Below are 14,310 nucleotides of genomic sequence, written 5' to 3'. Positions count from 1 at the left end.
GTCCCCTCGACGCCGTCATGGAGGCTTGCATGACGATGGCTCTGTTCAACGTGCGGACGCTTGGTTTTCCGGAGATTCGTCGGGACGACCAGCCGTGTCCGATAGGATTGCGCAAAGGCCTGGCCCTGCTGATCTATCTGGCCGAAGCGAAGGGGCCGGTCGGACGCGACGTCGTCGCGACCATGTTGTGGCCGGATAGCAGCGAAGATGTCGTACGGGTGCGGCTGCGGCGCCTGATGTACCGCCTCCAGCTGACGCTGGGCGGCGACGTCCTCACCACCGACCGGTCGACGCTTCGATGGTCATCGGCGATCGACCTGCGTATCGATTCGCAACTGTTCGAGCAAGCCTGCGATGTCGGAGAGTTCGAGCGGGCATGCCGTCAATATTCGGGCGACTTTCTCGAAGGTTTTTCACCCGGCGATTGCCCGCAGTTCGACGAGTGGGCTTTCTTTCGCCGCGAGGCCTTGCGGGGCAGGGCGATCAACGCGCTTGAGCGGGTGGTGCAAGACAGGCATGCGGCAGGCGACTACGCGGCTGCGGCAGCGCACGCGGGCCGTCTCGTTGCGCTGGACCCGCTCAGCGAAGCTTACGCGCGGCATCTGATTCGCAATCTGCTGCTCGCCGGTGATCGGGCTACGGCCGAGCGCCACTTCGATGCGCTGACCCAGCGCCTTCGCGACACGCTCGATGTGGCGCCCGAAACCGAGACCCGTGCGCTGCTGAACGCCGTCACCGCATTGCCGATCGAGGCGCCGCCGCCGACCCGTTATGTCCTCGGCGGCGGCGTCCATCTCGCGTTCCAGACCTACGGCGCCGGCCGCATCGATGTGTTGCTGCTGCCTGGTTTCGTGTCCCACGTCGAACGGATCTGGGAGGAGCCACGGTGCCGGGCGTTCCTGTCCTCTCTCGCTGAGATGGGCCGGCTCATCCTGCTCGATCGTCGCGGTATCGGGCTTTCCGATCGTGTCGGCTTCAACCCCGGCGTCGACGCAACCGCGCAGGACATCGGCACGGTGCTCGACGCCGCCGGAAGCCGCCGGGTGGTGTTGTTCGGTGCGTCCGAGGGTGGCCCGGCGTGCATCAAATTTGCCGCCGATCATCCCGATCGAGTCATCGGTCTCGTTCTGTTTGGCTCGCTGGCGAAGGGAAGCGCGGCACCCGACTATCCGCACGCGCTGCGGGCTAGCCAGTACGACGCGTGGCTCCAGCAACTCGTCGCGGCGTGGGGCGGGCCCGCGGGCATCGAAACGTTCGCGCCGAGCCTGTCTCGTGACCCCCAGGCGCGAGCGTGGTGGGCAGGTTTGCTGCGGGCCGCGTCGAGCCCGGGAGCGCTCAAGGGCGTGCTCGAGGCGTTGCGCGATATGGATGTGCGGGATCTGCTGGGCCGGATTGCGGCTCCGACTCTGGTGCTGCACCGTCACGACGACCACGCCGTTCGGATCGGCGCTGGCCGGCATCTTGCCAGCCACATCGCGCACGCACGATACGTCGAACTCGACGGCGCGGATCACTGGGTTTTCGCGGGCGACCAGGCAGCCGTGCTGACCAGCATCAGACAATTCGTTGGCAGTCTGGCTGCATGACTGAATCGGTCCTGGATGCTTGACGCACCTCAACGGAGAATCATTGGTGGGATCTCCGCAACCAGTGCATCGATGGCGCAACGAGTCTTCGACGGAAGATATCGCGTGTTCGGCCACACCGCGTGGATGTCCTGTGGTCGCACGCCGCAACGCTCCCTCACTGCGACGAGTTCGCCCGTCATCACATATCGTGTCAGCAACCAGCATGGCAACTGCACGAGCCCCAGACCGGCGACGCCTGCTCCGGCAATCGCCTGGATATCGTCCAGGCTCAGTTGCGGCTTGATCAGCAATTCGCGTTCAATCCCGTCCGTGTCGAGTACGCGCCACGGCGACATCGCACCGGCGCGCGAGTAGGCGATGCCCGCATGCTTCGCGAAATCGTCGATATCGACGGGCGTCCCATGCCGCGCAAGATAGGCCGGGGCCGCTCCGATGCTCGTTTCCTGAACGCCGAGATGCCGTGCGGCGAGGCTCGTGCTGTCGCGCAAATCGCCGATGCGCACCGCAAGATCGATGTTTTCCTCGACGAGATCGACTGCCCGGTCTGTAAACGAGATGTCGATCTGTAGTGTGGGGTGCATGCGTGCCAGTCCGAACAACACCGGAGCGACGCAATGGTGGCCGAATGCGAGCGGCGCGCTGACCCGCAGGCGCCCGCGTGGCTCGCTGTATCCGGTCTCCAGTTCGGCTTCGGCGGCGTCCAACTCGGCAAGCGCCCGGACGCATCGATCGTAGTAGCTGCGCCCCGCCTCCGTCAGTGTCTGGCTACGCGTCGTGCGCTGAAGCAGACGTACGCCGAGGCGAGCCTCGAGCTTCGCTATCACTTTGCCGACGGCCGACCGCGTAAGGTGCATGCGTTCGGCCGCAACCGTAAAGCTGCCGGCTTCGATCACCTTGACAAAGACCGCTACGCCATCGAGTTGATCCATTGAATTGAGTCCTTGTGGGAATAAGTTGTGGGAAAAAACTGCCTCAATAGGGACGTTTGTTCCCGTTATAGTACATCGGACGTGATGCTGCTGATCGATTAGCTCCCCTGTGTACGCCGACGTGTACGCGCAAACGCACCTGTTCCCTGCGATATCTCATGACACTCGCCACCCCTCCGCAAAATGCCGTGGCGCTCGCCGCGGTATGCCTGACCTCGCTGATGTTCGGTCTCGAAATTTCCAGTGTGCCGACGGTGCTTTCCACCCTTGAAAGCGTGCTGCACGCAAATTTCAAGGAGATTCAATGGATCATGAACGCCTACACGCTCGCGTGTACCACCGTGCTTATGGGCACGGGCGCGCTGGCAGATCGTTTCGGACGCAAACGCGTCTATGTGGTCAGCATCGTGATGTTCGGGATCACCTCGCTCATCTGCGGGCTCGCACAGAGTGCGCCGGTCCTGATCGTCAGCCGTTTTTTTCAAGGGATGGGCGGCGGAGCGATACTGATCTGCCAGGTGGCGGTGCTGTCGCATCAGTTCCAGGAGGGGCGCGAGCGCAGCAAAGCGTTTGGCGCTTGGGGAATCATCTTCGGCATCGGCCTTGGGTTCGGTCCGATCATCGGCGGCATGATCGTCGCAGTCGCCAACTGGCAGTGGGTGTTCCTCGTCCACGCGTTGATCTCGATCGTGGCACTAGGTCTCGTCTACGCGGGTGTGCAGGAGTCCCGTGACCCACATGCGCAACACCTGGACCTTGCCGGCATCCTCACGCTTTCCGCGTCATGTTTCGGGCTCGTCTATTTCATTACGCAAGGACCGGATCTCGGCCTGGACAGCCTCGTCGCGCGAGGCATCGTCGCGGCGACGGGGTTGAGTTTTATCGCGTTCATCGTCGTCGAGAAGCGTAGTCGTCGGCCGATGTTCGATTTTTCCGTGTTCCGGACCCGCCGGTTTTCAGGTGCGATATGCGGATCGATGGGCATGAACTTCAGCTACTGGCCGTTCATGATCTACCTGCCGATCTATTTTCAGGGCGCGCTCGGCTACTCGAACGTGAAGTCCGGACTGTCGCTGCTCGCCTATACGCTACCGACACTGATCGTGCCGCCATTTGCCGAGCGGCTTGCGCTGCGCTTCGATGCGCGCAGGGTCATTCCGCTCGGACTGTTCATTATCGGTCTCGGCTTCATCGTGATGAGGTTCGGCGCTGGCGTGGAGCAGGCGAGTTGGCGCACGATGCTGCCGGGATGCCTGTTGTGCGGAACCGGGCTGGGGATGACCAACACGCCGGTCACCAATACCGCGACCGGCTCGGTCTCGCCGAACCGCGCAGGCATGGCCTCGGGTATCGATATGAGCGCGAGACTGATCAGCCTGGCCATCAATATCGCGCTGATGGGTTACATACTCTTCGAAGGCGTGCTTTCTTATCTTTCTCGCGCGCTTGCCGGCCTTTCCGAAGCATCGTCGCTGCGTTTTCTCGCGCAAAAGGTGGCCGCAGGCAATTTTGCGGATCTCACGCAGGACAGCGCGAAACTCGCAAGCGCCGATCCGCATGGCGTGATCGCTCATGCGGCGCTCGTCCACGGCTTTGGTCTCGTGATGCTGTACGGCGTGATCTGTGTATGGGCTTTGGCGCTGCTCAGCGTCGTCGCGTTCGGACTGGGCACGCAAGCGCATCGTCCGAACTCTGCACTGGATGAGTGTGCCCGTCACCCGAGCACCTAAGCCTGCTGAATCACGCGTCCCACTGGGGAGCGAAGGGGGGAGTGACGTAACGCTGGTCCTTGCGAAGCGCTGCGATTGCTTTGCGGTCATCGTCGTCGAGTCGAACCGCTAGCGCATTGAGATTGGCTTGCTGGCTTTCGCGCCGCTGTGCTTTGGGGATCGCAATAACGCCGTCCTGATCGAGCAGCCAGGCAATGGCAATCTGTGCGGCAGTCGCACCGTGCTTGCTGCCGATCCGCGCCAAAGTCGTATCGCCTGCCGCACGTCCCTGTGCGAGCGGCGCATACGCCACCAACGGGATGTTTTTCGAACGCAGATAGGCGAGCATCGCGGACTGATCCAGGAACGGGTGATATTCGAGTTGATGACAGGCGATCGGCGCGCCAATGTCCTCAACGGCCGCTTTGATCAGCGGCATATTGAAGTTGCACACGCCAATGCCGCGGGTAAGCCCCGCCTCCTTGAGCTCCATGAGCGTCTCCAAAGCAGCCGCAAGATTCATGTCGCGGGACGGCCAATGGATCATGTACAGGTCGACGAAATCAAGCCGCAGCTTCTCGAGACTGCTGGCAAATGCGCGGCGCAGGGCATCGGGTTCGAGGTTCTCGTGCCATACCTTGGTCGTCACGAATAGCTCGTCCCGCGCGATCCCCGAGCCGGCGATGGCGGCGCCCACCGATTCCTCGTTCTGGTACATCTCGGCGGTATCGATATGCCGATAGCCGACTTCCAGCGCGCTTTCGACGACCGGCTGACAGTCGTTGCCGGGCATGCGGAACGTGCCGAAGCCCAGGCGTGGTATTGCGAGCTCTGCGCGTTTGATCGTTTCCATGCTGTTCCTCCGTGTGGGTGAGGCGTCCAATGTCTCACGCGCCAATTGATGAATAAAGTATGGTTCAATCAAATCTGAAATGATTAAAATCACGAATCCATCATTGCTCGAGGCGCATCATGACCTTCGACGGTCGATTGTTCGCGGGGATAACGGTGCTTGCCGCTGTCGCGGAAAGCGGAAGTTTCGTTCGCGCCGCGGAGGCGCTCGGCGTGTCAGCGTCCGGCGTAAGCAGAGCGATAAGCCGGCTGGAAAAGCAGATCGGCGTCCGCTTGCTCGACCGTACGACCCGATCGCAAACCTTGACCGACGAAGGAAGGCGTCTCTACGAGACCGTCAGCCCGCATCTGGTCGGCATCGAGTGCGCGGCAAGTACGGCATCGGGTTCTGCCGGCGTGGTCCAGGGCAAGTTACGCGTCAACGTGGACCCGTTCTTTTCGCGGACCGTCCTCGCGTCGAAGCTGCCGGCATTTCTGCAGCAGTTTCCAGAGCTTTCGGTGGAATTGATCATGCGCGATGACGTGGGCGATCTCGTTGCGGATGGCTTCGACCTTGCGATACGTTTCGGGCCGCCACCCGTTGGTACTCTGGTTGCTCGCAAGCTGCTGGAAGCGCGGATCATCACGGTCGCGTCTCCGGCTTACCTTGAAAGCAACGGCAGACCCAATCGTCCTGATGACGTCGTCGATCACGAACGCGTACTTTTCTACAATCCGTTATCGGGACGCCCCTTTGAATGGGAGTTCCATCGGGGCAAGGAAGTCGTCAGCATCCCGGTTTCCGGGCGGCTGCTGGTCTCCGATGTCGGCACGATGCTGAACGCTTGTGTAGCGGGCGCAGGAATCGCCCAGGTCATGTCGATCGGAACGGAAGCACTGATCGCACAGCGAGAGCTTGTCGATCTGTTTCCGGACTGGCCGGATGAACGTTTCCCTCTATATGCGCTCTACCCGTCGCGTCGGCATCTGGCCGCAAAGGTGCAGGCGTTCATCGCGTTCTGCGTTGATGCGCAGATCACGCCGAATGGATCTGCGGCCTCGGCGCAAGCAAAGCGGAGCCGATCCCCATCGAGGCGTTCGCGTTCCCGGTCGCGCTGATGTGTGCGGAGAAGGCGAGGAGCGGGGATTTCAGATATTTAACGAACGCTGACCGGCGAGGCGGCACAGGACTCAAGGAGGCTATGCGATGCTCGCACTCTTTACCGATTTCGGGGCCGACGACATCTACGTCGGGCAGGTGAGGGTCGCCTTGCTACGACACGCGGCAGCCGGCACTCCCATTGTCGATGTGCTGCACACTGCGCCGAACTACGACGCGAACGCAGGCGCGCATCTGCTCGCCGCGCTATCGCATTGGTATCCGCCGGACTGTGTGTTCCTTGCCGTGGTCGATCCCGGCGTGGGTAGCGAGCGGGATGCCGTCGTGCTGCAAGCCGACGGGCAGCGGTTCGTCGGGCCGGACAACGGGCTGCTCTCGGTCGTGGCGGCGCGCGCGGCGCATACCCGGACCTGGCGGATTACATGGCGTCCGGGCGCGCTTTCCGCCTCATTTCATGGTCGCGATCTGTTCGCGCCGATGGCGGCATGGGTCAGCCGCGGCGAGTTGCCTTCCGACAAGCTCGTTGAGAGGGCAGGCTTGAGCGTGCAACTGGATGCGGGCGATTTCGCCGAGGTCATTTACGTCGATCACTACGGCAATGCGCTGACGGGGCTGCGGGCTGGAACGGTGCCGAGGTCTGCACGGCTTCGCATCGGAGATGCCGATGTCGAATACGCGCGGGTCTTTTCCGATGTAACGGCCGGTCAAGCTTTCTGGTATGAGAACTCGATCGGGCTCGTCGAGATCGCCGTGAATCGCGGCAGCGCCGCGACGCAGCTTAGTGTACGTGTCGGGGATGCCGTCGAAGTGAAGGGGGGCGGTGAATCGATGTCATAGCCCGCACTATCAGAGTTGGAGCGCCGCGAAAGTGCCTGAAAATTAAAACCTACGAGCGGTGAAGGAGGGCTGGGCGGCGACCCTTCCGTCGCCGCCATTTGCGCTTACGGCAAAGTGATCTTGCGCGTGAATTCGGCCGTCACGTTGGGTCCCGTGGCTACACCGAATACCGGGTAGACAGTTTTCGAGCCGCTAGCAGCCAGGCCCATGTAGTCGCCGAGGAAGTGGCCGCCCGCCACGGGCGCGTTAAGGATGTTGAACGAGGTGTCGGTGAGCTTGCGTTCATTACTCCAATTCGCCGGATTGGTACACGCAGTAGCAGTCGAGCAGAACACCGCGAAATAGTCGGTTCCCTCGAAGCCGGCGGGGGTGTTCGTGTCGTTACGAAAGTCGTAGTAGGTCACCACGATCGTATTGCCGTCGCCCGACGGCACGACTGCCGGAATGAAAGCCTGCTGACGGCAGGGGTTGGTTGCGTTTGGCGGCGTCTTGTTGATCATCACCGGCGTTGACCAGGTAGCACCGCCATCCGTCGATTCACTGAAGGCGATCCCGTCGATCGGAATCGATCCAGTGGGCGTGGTGCAGGTCGCGGACGAAAAGCGATCGTCCTGCCAGGTGAGATAGATTGCCCCCGAGACCGGGTTCACAGCGACACTGTAAAGAATGGACGCATCGCGTATCGACTGGCCGCTGTCAGGCGAGACCACTCCGACCGCCTGAATGTCGTTGGTGAATGTCGGCGCCGACCAGCTCGCGCCTTTATCCGCAGACTTGATATAGCCGATGCTCAGGCCCGACGGCGTCGCATTGATCGCCGTGAAGAAATCGAGCAGGGTTCCATCAGGCAACACGCGCACCATGTTGTCGATTGTCTGTGCGTTCGTTCCCGGCTGATAAATCGGGGCGGCGGTGCTCCATGTCACGCCTTTGTCAGTGGATCGCGAGAAGAAGCTCGGGCCGGTGAAGTTGAACTTGAATACGGGAGCGCCGCCCGCGGCGGATGCTGCACCGTTACGCAATTGCCGCGCGATCAGAACGCCATCGTTTTCCGCGAGCAACCTGGCGCCTTCCTTCGTTGGAGGGAACACGCTCAACTGGTCCCAAACCGCATAGACGTAGTTGGTCGCGGTCGGGTCCGCAGTGAGCGAGTTCTTGTCGTTGAGCACGTGCGGCGAGTTGCTGCGGATCAGCGTAACGGGAGTCTGCCACGTTACGCCATGGTCGCTGGAGCGGCTGACCAGCATTCCGCTATTGCGCGCGCCAAACGGCGTGGTCGGTTGCGCGGGGTCCAGCACCAGAGAGAAGAAGAAGGCCGTTCCGTCTTGCGCAAAGTCCACCCAGGGATCGGAAGCGCGGCGGAATTTGCCGCCAGTGCAGTTAGTCACGCCGGACGGAATCGAGTTGGACCAGGTGCTGCCCGCATCTTTGGAGACGACGCCGACGAGCCCGCGTGAGCCGCCGTCGCTCCAGCGATCCTGCTGGTGGCCGGCGAGGAGGCGAGACGAGTCCGTCGGGTCCACCGCAACCCAGGGCTCGATCGAGGTGGCGGGAAACAGGACGCTGCCGAATGCGGACTCCTGCGCGTTCAGCTGGTCGGCGGTGCAACCGCTAAATGGGTCGCCCGCGGCCACCTGGACGAGCGATCCCAGCGTTTGCGCGTGCGCGCCCGTGGCGATCGAGCATGCGAGCGTGACGACGCCACCACCTGCAATGCCCTGCAAAACAGACCGGGATAGGCAACTGAAATTGATTTTCATTCTGGGCCTCGCGAAAAAGGGAAAACGCCTGTGAGTTGCCGGCTTTCCTTCGCCGGCGCGATCACTTCCGACCTTCCGATATATGTGAAAACGTCTTTTCCCAGCGCAGAAACGATGCTTGCTTGCCGTCCGCCGAAGACATGCAGCAAGGCACGTATCTACCGAAACACACTAGGTCGCGGTGGCCAGATTTGTGTGAATAAATCTTGGCGTATGCCATTTCAACACTTGATATCCCCAGCATTGCTGGCATGGCATGGTGATTGCAGCGGATCACACATCGCGGTCGAAGAATGTATCCGCTGCAGAATCGTGGCGTTTGAGATCGACAACCAAAAAAAAGCCCGCCCTCGAAAGAGGGCGGGCTTGGATTCAAAGAAGCCACCCGGGGTGTTAGAGACCCAGGGATGCCTGCACTACATCAATGACTCGTGCCCAGATAAGCGGCCTTCACCGACGGATCGTTGCGCAACTGCAGCGCCGGCCCGTGTGCGGCGATCCGGCCGTTCTCCAATACGTAACCGTAATCCGCCACGTTGAGCGCCGCCGCGGCGAACTGCTCGACGAGCAGCATCGTCACGCCCAGGCCCTTCAGATTTTCGATGATGCGAAAGACCTCTTCGACGAGTATCGGTGCGAGCCCCATCGAAGGTTCGTCGAGCAGCACGAGTTCCGGGTTCAGCATGATCGCGCGCGCCATCGCGAGCATCTGCTGCTCGCCCCCGGAGAGGGTGCCGGCGAGTTGATGGCGCCGCTCTTTCAGACGCGGAAAGAGTTCTATCGCGCGTTCCAGATCGGCGTTCACATCGCCGCGCGGCCGGGCCCACGTGAGGCGTGGAAAGGCGCCGAGGATCAGGTTGTCATGCACGCTCATCGTCGCGAACACGCGCCGTCCTTCCGGCGAATGCGCGAGTCCGAGACGCGCGATGCGATGCGAGTCGAGCGCGTCGATCCGCTTCGCGCTCGCGCCCACGCCCATCGTGATCTCGCCGTCGCTCGCACGGATCATGCCGGAGATCGCGCGCATCGTGGTGGTTTTGCCCGCGCCGTTCGAGCCGATCAGCGTGACGACCGAGCCCTTGGGCACGTCGATCGAAATGCCGTGCAGCACTTTGACCTTGCCGTATCCTGCATGCAGATTCTTGACCGATAGCATGTGTGTTCCTGAGTGTTCCTGTGTATCTCGTGAGTCGAGGTAGGGGAGCGCGGCTCAGGCCGCTTGCCCCGCCGCCTCGCCGCCGAGATAAGCCTCGATGACTTTTTCGTTCGACTGGATGTCGGCCGGATTGCCTTCCGCGATCTTCTGCCCGAAGTCGAGCACCGACACGCGATCGCACACGCTCATCACGACATCCATGTGATGTTCGATCAGCACGACGGTGATGCCGTGATCGCGCACCTTGCGGATGATTGCGACCAGCTCCTTGATGTCGGGCGCGGTCAGGCCGGCCGCCGGTTCGTCGAGCAGCAGCACTTGCGGGTCGAGCGCGAGCGCCCGCGCGATTTCCAGCAGCCGTTGCTTGCCGTAGGGCAGGTTGCGCGCTTCTTCGCCGGCCGCATGTTCAAGCCCGACGAAGCGCAGCATGCCCAACGCACGTTCACGGGCGGCGCGCTCCTCGCGCCGGTAACGCGGGGACATCAGTCCGACGTCCGCGATATGTGCCCGAAACGTGTGATGCAAGCCGACCAGCACGTTTTCGAGCGCGGTCATCTCGCCGAACAACTGCACGTTCTGGAAGGTGCGCGCGATGCCCGCCAACGCGATCTGCGACGAAGTCTTACCCGCGAGCGACATGCCGCGATACTCGATCGAACCTGCGGTCGGCACGTAGATGCCGGTCAACACGTTCATCATCGTGCTCTTGCCGGAGCCATTCGGGCCGATCAGTCCGTGAACCGTGCCGCGCCGCACGCTCAGGTCGACCTGGTTGAGCGCCTTGAGCCCGCTGAACTGCATCAGGATGCCGCGTAGCTGCAGGATCTCTTCCGTGTCGCCCGCGTGCACGGCGGCGACCGCGTCTGCGCCGATCGTCGCGGCTTGATGAGCGTCGACGGTGCTCGCGCGCACCGCGCCGCCCATCATGCTCTTGCGCACGAATCCGATCACGCCGTCCTGCAGGTAGTACACGACGAGCAGGATCATCAGGCCGAAGATGCTCAGCCGCCAGTCGGCGAGCGTATCGATGCAGTATGAAAACGCGGCGAGCCCCACCGTACCGAGCACCGGAATCGCCACCTTGCGTGCCGTCGACACCTTGCGCGCGAGCGCTACGCCTGCGCCGATCACGACCGCGACCGCCAGCACCGATGCGACGATGCGGAACATATCGATGTCATCGAGCAGCTTGGGTAACAGCACGATGATCGCCGAGCCGAGCACCGCGCCAGTGCGCGTCTTGCGCCCGCCCATGATGATCGCGAGCAGGAACAGGATGGTCAGCTCGAAGTTGTAGGTATTCGGTGAGATGTACTGCTCCGAATACGAGTACAGGCAGCCGGCCAGACCGGCGAAGCCCGCGCTGATCACGAACGCGTAGACCTTGTAGCGGTACACCGACACGCCCATACAGTCCGACGCGATCGGACTGTCTCGCAGGGCTTCGAAGGCCCGGCCCAGATGCGACTTGAGCACCCGGTGCACGACGATCAGCGAGGCCACCAGCAGGGCCGCGACGAGCCAGTAGTATTCGACTTCGTTCATCGGCCGCGCGCCGAGCGACGGCTTCGGAATCTTGACGCCCATCGGCCCGTTGGTCAGAAAATCCATCTCGTTGATGAGAATCTGAAGGATCGTGCCGAACGCGAGCGTCACCATCGCGAGGTAGGGGCCGGACACGCGTAGCGCGGGCAGCGCGAGAATCGCGCCGAAGCCGGCCGTGACGAGAATCGCGAGCGGCGCGGTCACGAAAATCGGCAAGCCGAGCTTCATGAACAGCACGCCGGCCGTGTAGGCGCCGACCCCGAACAGCCCCGCATGTCCGAGCGAAACCTGGCCGGTGTAGCCGACCACGATGTCGAGACCGAACAGCAGGATCGCGTAGATCATGATGGTCTCGACCAGATGGATGTAGTACGGATTGCCCGACAGCACCGGGAACACCGCAAGCGCGATCAGCACAAATGCCGTCGCAACGAGTTTCTTCAGATTCACGGCGGCCCTCACACTTTCTTGATTGAAGTCTTGCCGAACAGCCCGGCGGGTTTCATCGCGAGCACGATGAGCAGCAGGACCAGCCCCGGCACATCCTTATAGCCGGTGGAGAGATAGAAGCCGGTAGTGGTCTCGGCGATGCCGAGAATCACGCCGCCGACGAGGATGCCCAAACCGCTCGTGAGACCGCCGATGATCGCCACCGCGAACGCCTTGAGGCCGAGCACCGCGCCCATCGTCGCGCCGGTCAGCGTGAGCGGCGCGATCAGCACGCCGGCGAACGCGGCGGTCAGCGACGAGAGGGCATACGAAAACGTGATCACGAGGCCGGTGTTGATGCCCATCAGCGCGGCGGCGTCGCGGTCGTTCGCGGTGGCCACGACGGCCTTGCCGAAGATCGTCTTGCGATTGAAGAACTCGACGGCGAGCATCATCGCGAGCGCGCCGCCGACCACCAGAAGTTCCATCGGCAGAACGTTCGCGCCGAACACCTTGAGCGGCGCTTCCGGCAGCGGCGACGGGAAGCGCAGATCGTCGCGGCCCCAGACGTTTTCCGCGACGTTCTTGAAGATGATGCCCAGCGCGATCGTCGACATGATCCAGCCGAATTCGGATTTAATCCTGATCGCGGGCCGCACCCCGATCCGTTCGACGAACGCGCCCTGCAACAGACCGAACGCGCAGACGAGCGGGATCATCAGCCAGTAGTTGACGCCGAGCGAGACCAGCGTGAGGCCGACCAGCGCGCCGAGCATCAGCGCGTCGCCCTGGCCGAAGTTCAGCGTACCGGAGGTCGCGAATGTGAGTTGGTAGCCGAATGCGATCACGGCGTAGATCATGCCGAGTGCGATCCCGCTATAGATGAGCTGTAAAAGAATGGTCATCGTCGAGCGCCTTAGAGTTCACCATCTATAAAACAAAGCCGCCCCCGCTGGCGGGCGGGTGCGGCTTTGGAGCATGCTGCCGCGCTGGATTTGCGCTTGTATCCGCGCTTAGTTCGTCGACGCCTGCTTGGCGCGCAACTGGCTGCCGTCCTTGCGATCAGCGTCGTACGCATAGATCACGCGGCCGCCTTTGACCTCGCCAAACACCGGCACTTGCGCGAGTTCGTGACCTGTACGAACAGATTTCAGAAGCCGACGCCGCGCAAGAAAACGGGCAGGTCGCCCGCGAGCGCCTTTTTGAAGCGATCCAGCGGGAGCTTGCGGCTGTTCGCTTCACGGCACGGACTATCGATGCGCTATGCGCTGATGTGCAGCAGCAAGTCGCACAGGTACGTGCGGTCGAGCGACGTATTCTGCAGATTGCCGTTGACCGGTGCGGCATGCCGCGCGCGCGTTTCGTCGAGTCGTTTTTGGGATACGAAACTGATCTCGCGTGGACTGAAAACTCGGCGACGTCCCGCGAGTACGGTGCGGCACTTTCACGCAGTCTACCGGAGATCCAGACTGAACAGCAGAAGCTTATCGATATTGAGGCTAAGGCCGGCCTGCCCTTGCGACACTTGAAGAAGATCAACAGGCAGATGGTGGCAGCCGAGTCGAAGATGCGGCAGGCGAAGCGCAAGATGATCGAGGCGAATCTGCGTCTCGTGGTCTCTATCGCGAGAAAGTACGCGAACCGAGGCGTGCCCCTTCTGGATCTGATCCAGGAAGGTAACATCGGCCTGATGAAAGCCGTCGACAAATTTCAATATCGACGCGGCTGGAAGTTTTCAACTTACGCAACATGGTGGGTCAGGCAGTCAGTCACGCGTTGTCTTGCGGATCAGGCGCGCACAATCCGAGTCCCCTCGCATATGATCGAGTCAATCAACAAGCTAAACCGGATTTCGCGGGAGATTTTGCAGGAGACTGGGCAAAAGGCTAATCCTGCTGCGTTGGCTCAGCGCATGGAATTATCAGAAGACAAGATTCGTGACATACTGAAGGTCATGAGGCAACCCTTATCGCTCGAGACGCCAGTGGGCGAAGATGCCGACGCCACGCTTGGCGATATGATCGAAGATCCAATGGCTGGATCCCCGGCGGATGCGGCCGCGCGCTCGAATCTGCGAGCCGCAATCGACGAAGCGCTGGATTCATTGTCGCCGCGTGAAGCGAAAGTACTGCGAATGCGGTTCGGGATTGATGTAGCGTGCGGCTACACGCTCCAGGAACTTGGCAAACAATTCGACCTGACGCGCGAACGAATCCGGTACATCGAAAGCAAGGCGATGCGAAAACTGATGCAGCCAAATCGCGCCGACAAGTTACGGCGATTTGTCGACGATTAAGTCCCACGTCCACGCATCGGAGGGACTCGTGGTCAGAGCAACATCGAGCTGCAGCATCCCATCCCGATCTGTGTGTTCGCCAACAAGGAACACATCCGTTATCATCGAA

The 14,310-nt window shown here is 61.8% G+C and carries 10 protein-coding genes and 1 pseudogene; 5 read left to right on the top strand and 6 right to left on the bottom strand.

Features of this window, described 5'->3' with window-relative positions:
• The first annotated feature begins 35 nt into the window (after positions 1–35).
• Positions 36–1,586, top strand: coding sequence for an alpha/beta fold hydrolase (locus tag ACLFKU_RS25150; RefSeq protein ID WP_410850920.1), 1,551 nt, complete (start codon positions 36–38; stop codon positions 1,584–1,586).
• A gap of 29 nt (positions 1,587–1,615) precedes the next feature.
• Here the strand turns inward: ACLFKU_RS25150 and ACLFKU_RS25145 are convergent, their stop codons facing one another.
• Entirely contained in the window at positions 1,616–2,518 is a 903-nt protein-coding gene (locus ACLFKU_RS25145; protein ID WP_410850873.1) for a LysR family transcriptional regulator, read from the bottom strand.
• Positions 2,519–2,676: 158 nt separating this feature from the next.
• Here ACLFKU_RS25145 and ACLFKU_RS25140 point away from each other — a divergent pair, with 158 nt between their 5' ends.
• Positions 2,677–4,248, top strand: a complete 1,572-nt coding sequence (locus tag ACLFKU_RS25140; RefSeq protein ID WP_410850872.1) for an MFS transporter — start codon at positions 2,677–2,679, stop codon at positions 4,246–4,248.
• A 10-nt stretch (positions 4,249–4,258) separates the two neighbouring features.
• Here the strand turns inward: ACLFKU_RS25140 and ACLFKU_RS25135 are convergent, their stop codons facing one another.
• On the bottom strand, positions 4,259–5,080 hold the full coding sequence (locus tag ACLFKU_RS25135; RefSeq protein WP_410850871.1) for an aldo/keto reductase: 822 nt from the start codon (positions 5,078–5,080) through the stop codon (positions 4,259–4,261).
• A 119-nt stretch (positions 5,081–5,199) separates the two neighbouring features.
• Here ACLFKU_RS25135 and ACLFKU_RS25130 point away from each other — a divergent pair, with 119 nt between their 5' ends.
• Together ACLFKU_RS25130 and ACLFKU_RS25125 are read left to right on the top strand one after the other, a co-directional pair.
• The gene (locus ACLFKU_RS25130; RefSeq protein ID WP_368581398.1) at positions 5,200–6,177 is read left to right on the top strand and encodes a LysR family transcriptional regulator; all 978 of its coding nucleotides are present in this window, start codon (positions 5,200–5,202) and stop codon (positions 6,175–6,177) included.
• 88 nt (positions 6,178–6,265) lie between these two features.
• Positions 6,266–7,015, top strand: a complete 750-nt coding sequence (locus tag ACLFKU_RS25125) for an S-adenosyl-l-methionine hydroxide adenosyltransferase family protein (protein WP_410850870.1) — start codon at positions 6,266–6,268, stop codon at positions 7,013–7,015.
• A 104-nt stretch (positions 7,016–7,119) separates the two neighbouring features.
• Here the strand turns inward: ACLFKU_RS25125 and ACLFKU_RS25120 are convergent, their stop codons facing one another.
• The 4 genes from ACLFKU_RS25120 to ACLFKU_RS25105 all read right to left on the bottom strand — a co-directional run bounded on the left by ACLFKU_RS25120 (position 7,120) and on the right by ACLFKU_RS25105 (position 12,810).
• Positions 7,120–8,649, bottom strand: coding sequence for a sialidase family protein (locus tag ACLFKU_RS25120; RefSeq protein WP_410850869.1), 1,530 nt, complete (start codon positions 8,647–8,649; stop codon positions 7,120–7,122).
• 547 nt (positions 8,650–9,196) lie between these two features.
• On the bottom strand, positions 9,197–9,931 hold the full coding sequence (locus ACLFKU_RS25115) for an ABC transporter ATP-binding protein (protein ID WP_410850868.1): 735 nt from the start codon (positions 9,929–9,931) through the stop codon (positions 9,197–9,199).
• Positions 9,932–9,985: 54 nt separating this feature from the next.
• On the bottom strand, positions 9,986–11,926 hold the full coding sequence (locus tag ACLFKU_RS25110) for an ABC transporter permease subunit (protein WP_410850867.1): 1,941 nt from the start codon (positions 11,924–11,926) through the stop codon (positions 9,986–9,988).
• An 8-nt stretch (positions 11,927–11,934) separates the two neighbouring features.
• Complete coding sequence (locus tag ACLFKU_RS25105; RefSeq protein WP_176122035.1) at positions 11,935–12,810, bottom strand: branched-chain amino acid ABC transporter permease; 876 nt, start codon at positions 12,808–12,810, stop codon at positions 11,935–11,937.
• A 215-nt stretch (positions 12,811–13,025) separates the two neighbouring features.
• Between ACLFKU_RS25105 and ACLFKU_RS25100 the strand changes: the two are divergent.
• Positions 13,026–14,201: pseudogene (locus ACLFKU_RS25100) on the top strand (sigma-70 family RNA polymerase sigma factor); the annotation flags it as partial.
• Positions 14,202–14,310: the final 109 nt, after the last annotated feature.

Origin of the sequence: Paraburkholderia sp. EG304, from assembly GCF_046543485.1 — a bacterium.
In the GTDB taxonomy this organism is placed as follows: domain Bacteria; phylum Pseudomonadota; class Gammaproteobacteria; order Burkholderiales; family Burkholderiaceae; genus Paraburkholderia; species Paraburkholderia youngii.
The sequence above is the reverse complement of the archived record's forward strand: the minus strand, read 5'-3'. Positions and strand labels throughout refer to the sequence as shown.

Bases quoted from the DNA above. Each gene is read 5' to 3' on its own strand.
- ACLFKU_RS25150 (WP_410850920.1), top strand. From the start codon at position 36: ATGGCTCTGTTCAACGTGCGGACGCTTGGTTTTCCGGAGATTCGTCGG.
- ACLFKU_RS25145 (WP_410850873.1), bottom strand. From the start codon at position 2,518: ATGGATCAACTCGATGGCGTAGCGGTCTTTGTCAAGGTGATCGAAGCC.
- ACLFKU_RS25140 (WP_410850872.1), top strand. From the start codon at position 2,677: ATGACACTCGCCACCCCTCCGCAAAATGCCGTGGCGCTCGCCGCGGTA.
- ACLFKU_RS25135 (WP_410850871.1), bottom strand. From the start codon at position 5,080: ATGGAAACGATCAAACGCGCAGAGCTCGCAATACCACGCCTGGGCTTC.
- ACLFKU_RS25130 (WP_368581398.1), top strand. From the start codon at position 5,200: ATGACCTTCGACGGTCGATTGTTCGCGGGGATAACGGTGCTTGCCGCT.
- ACLFKU_RS25125 (WP_410850870.1), top strand. From the start codon at position 6,266: ATGCTCGCACTCTTTACCGATTTCGGGGCCGACGACATCTACGTCGGG.
- ACLFKU_RS25115 (WP_410850868.1), bottom strand. From the start codon at position 9,931: ATGCTATCGGTCAAGAATCTGCATGCAGGATACGGCAAGGTCAAAGTG.
- ACLFKU_RS25105 (WP_176122035.1), bottom strand. From the start codon at position 12,810: ATGACCATTCTTTTACAGCTCATCTATAGCGGGATCGCACTCGGCATG.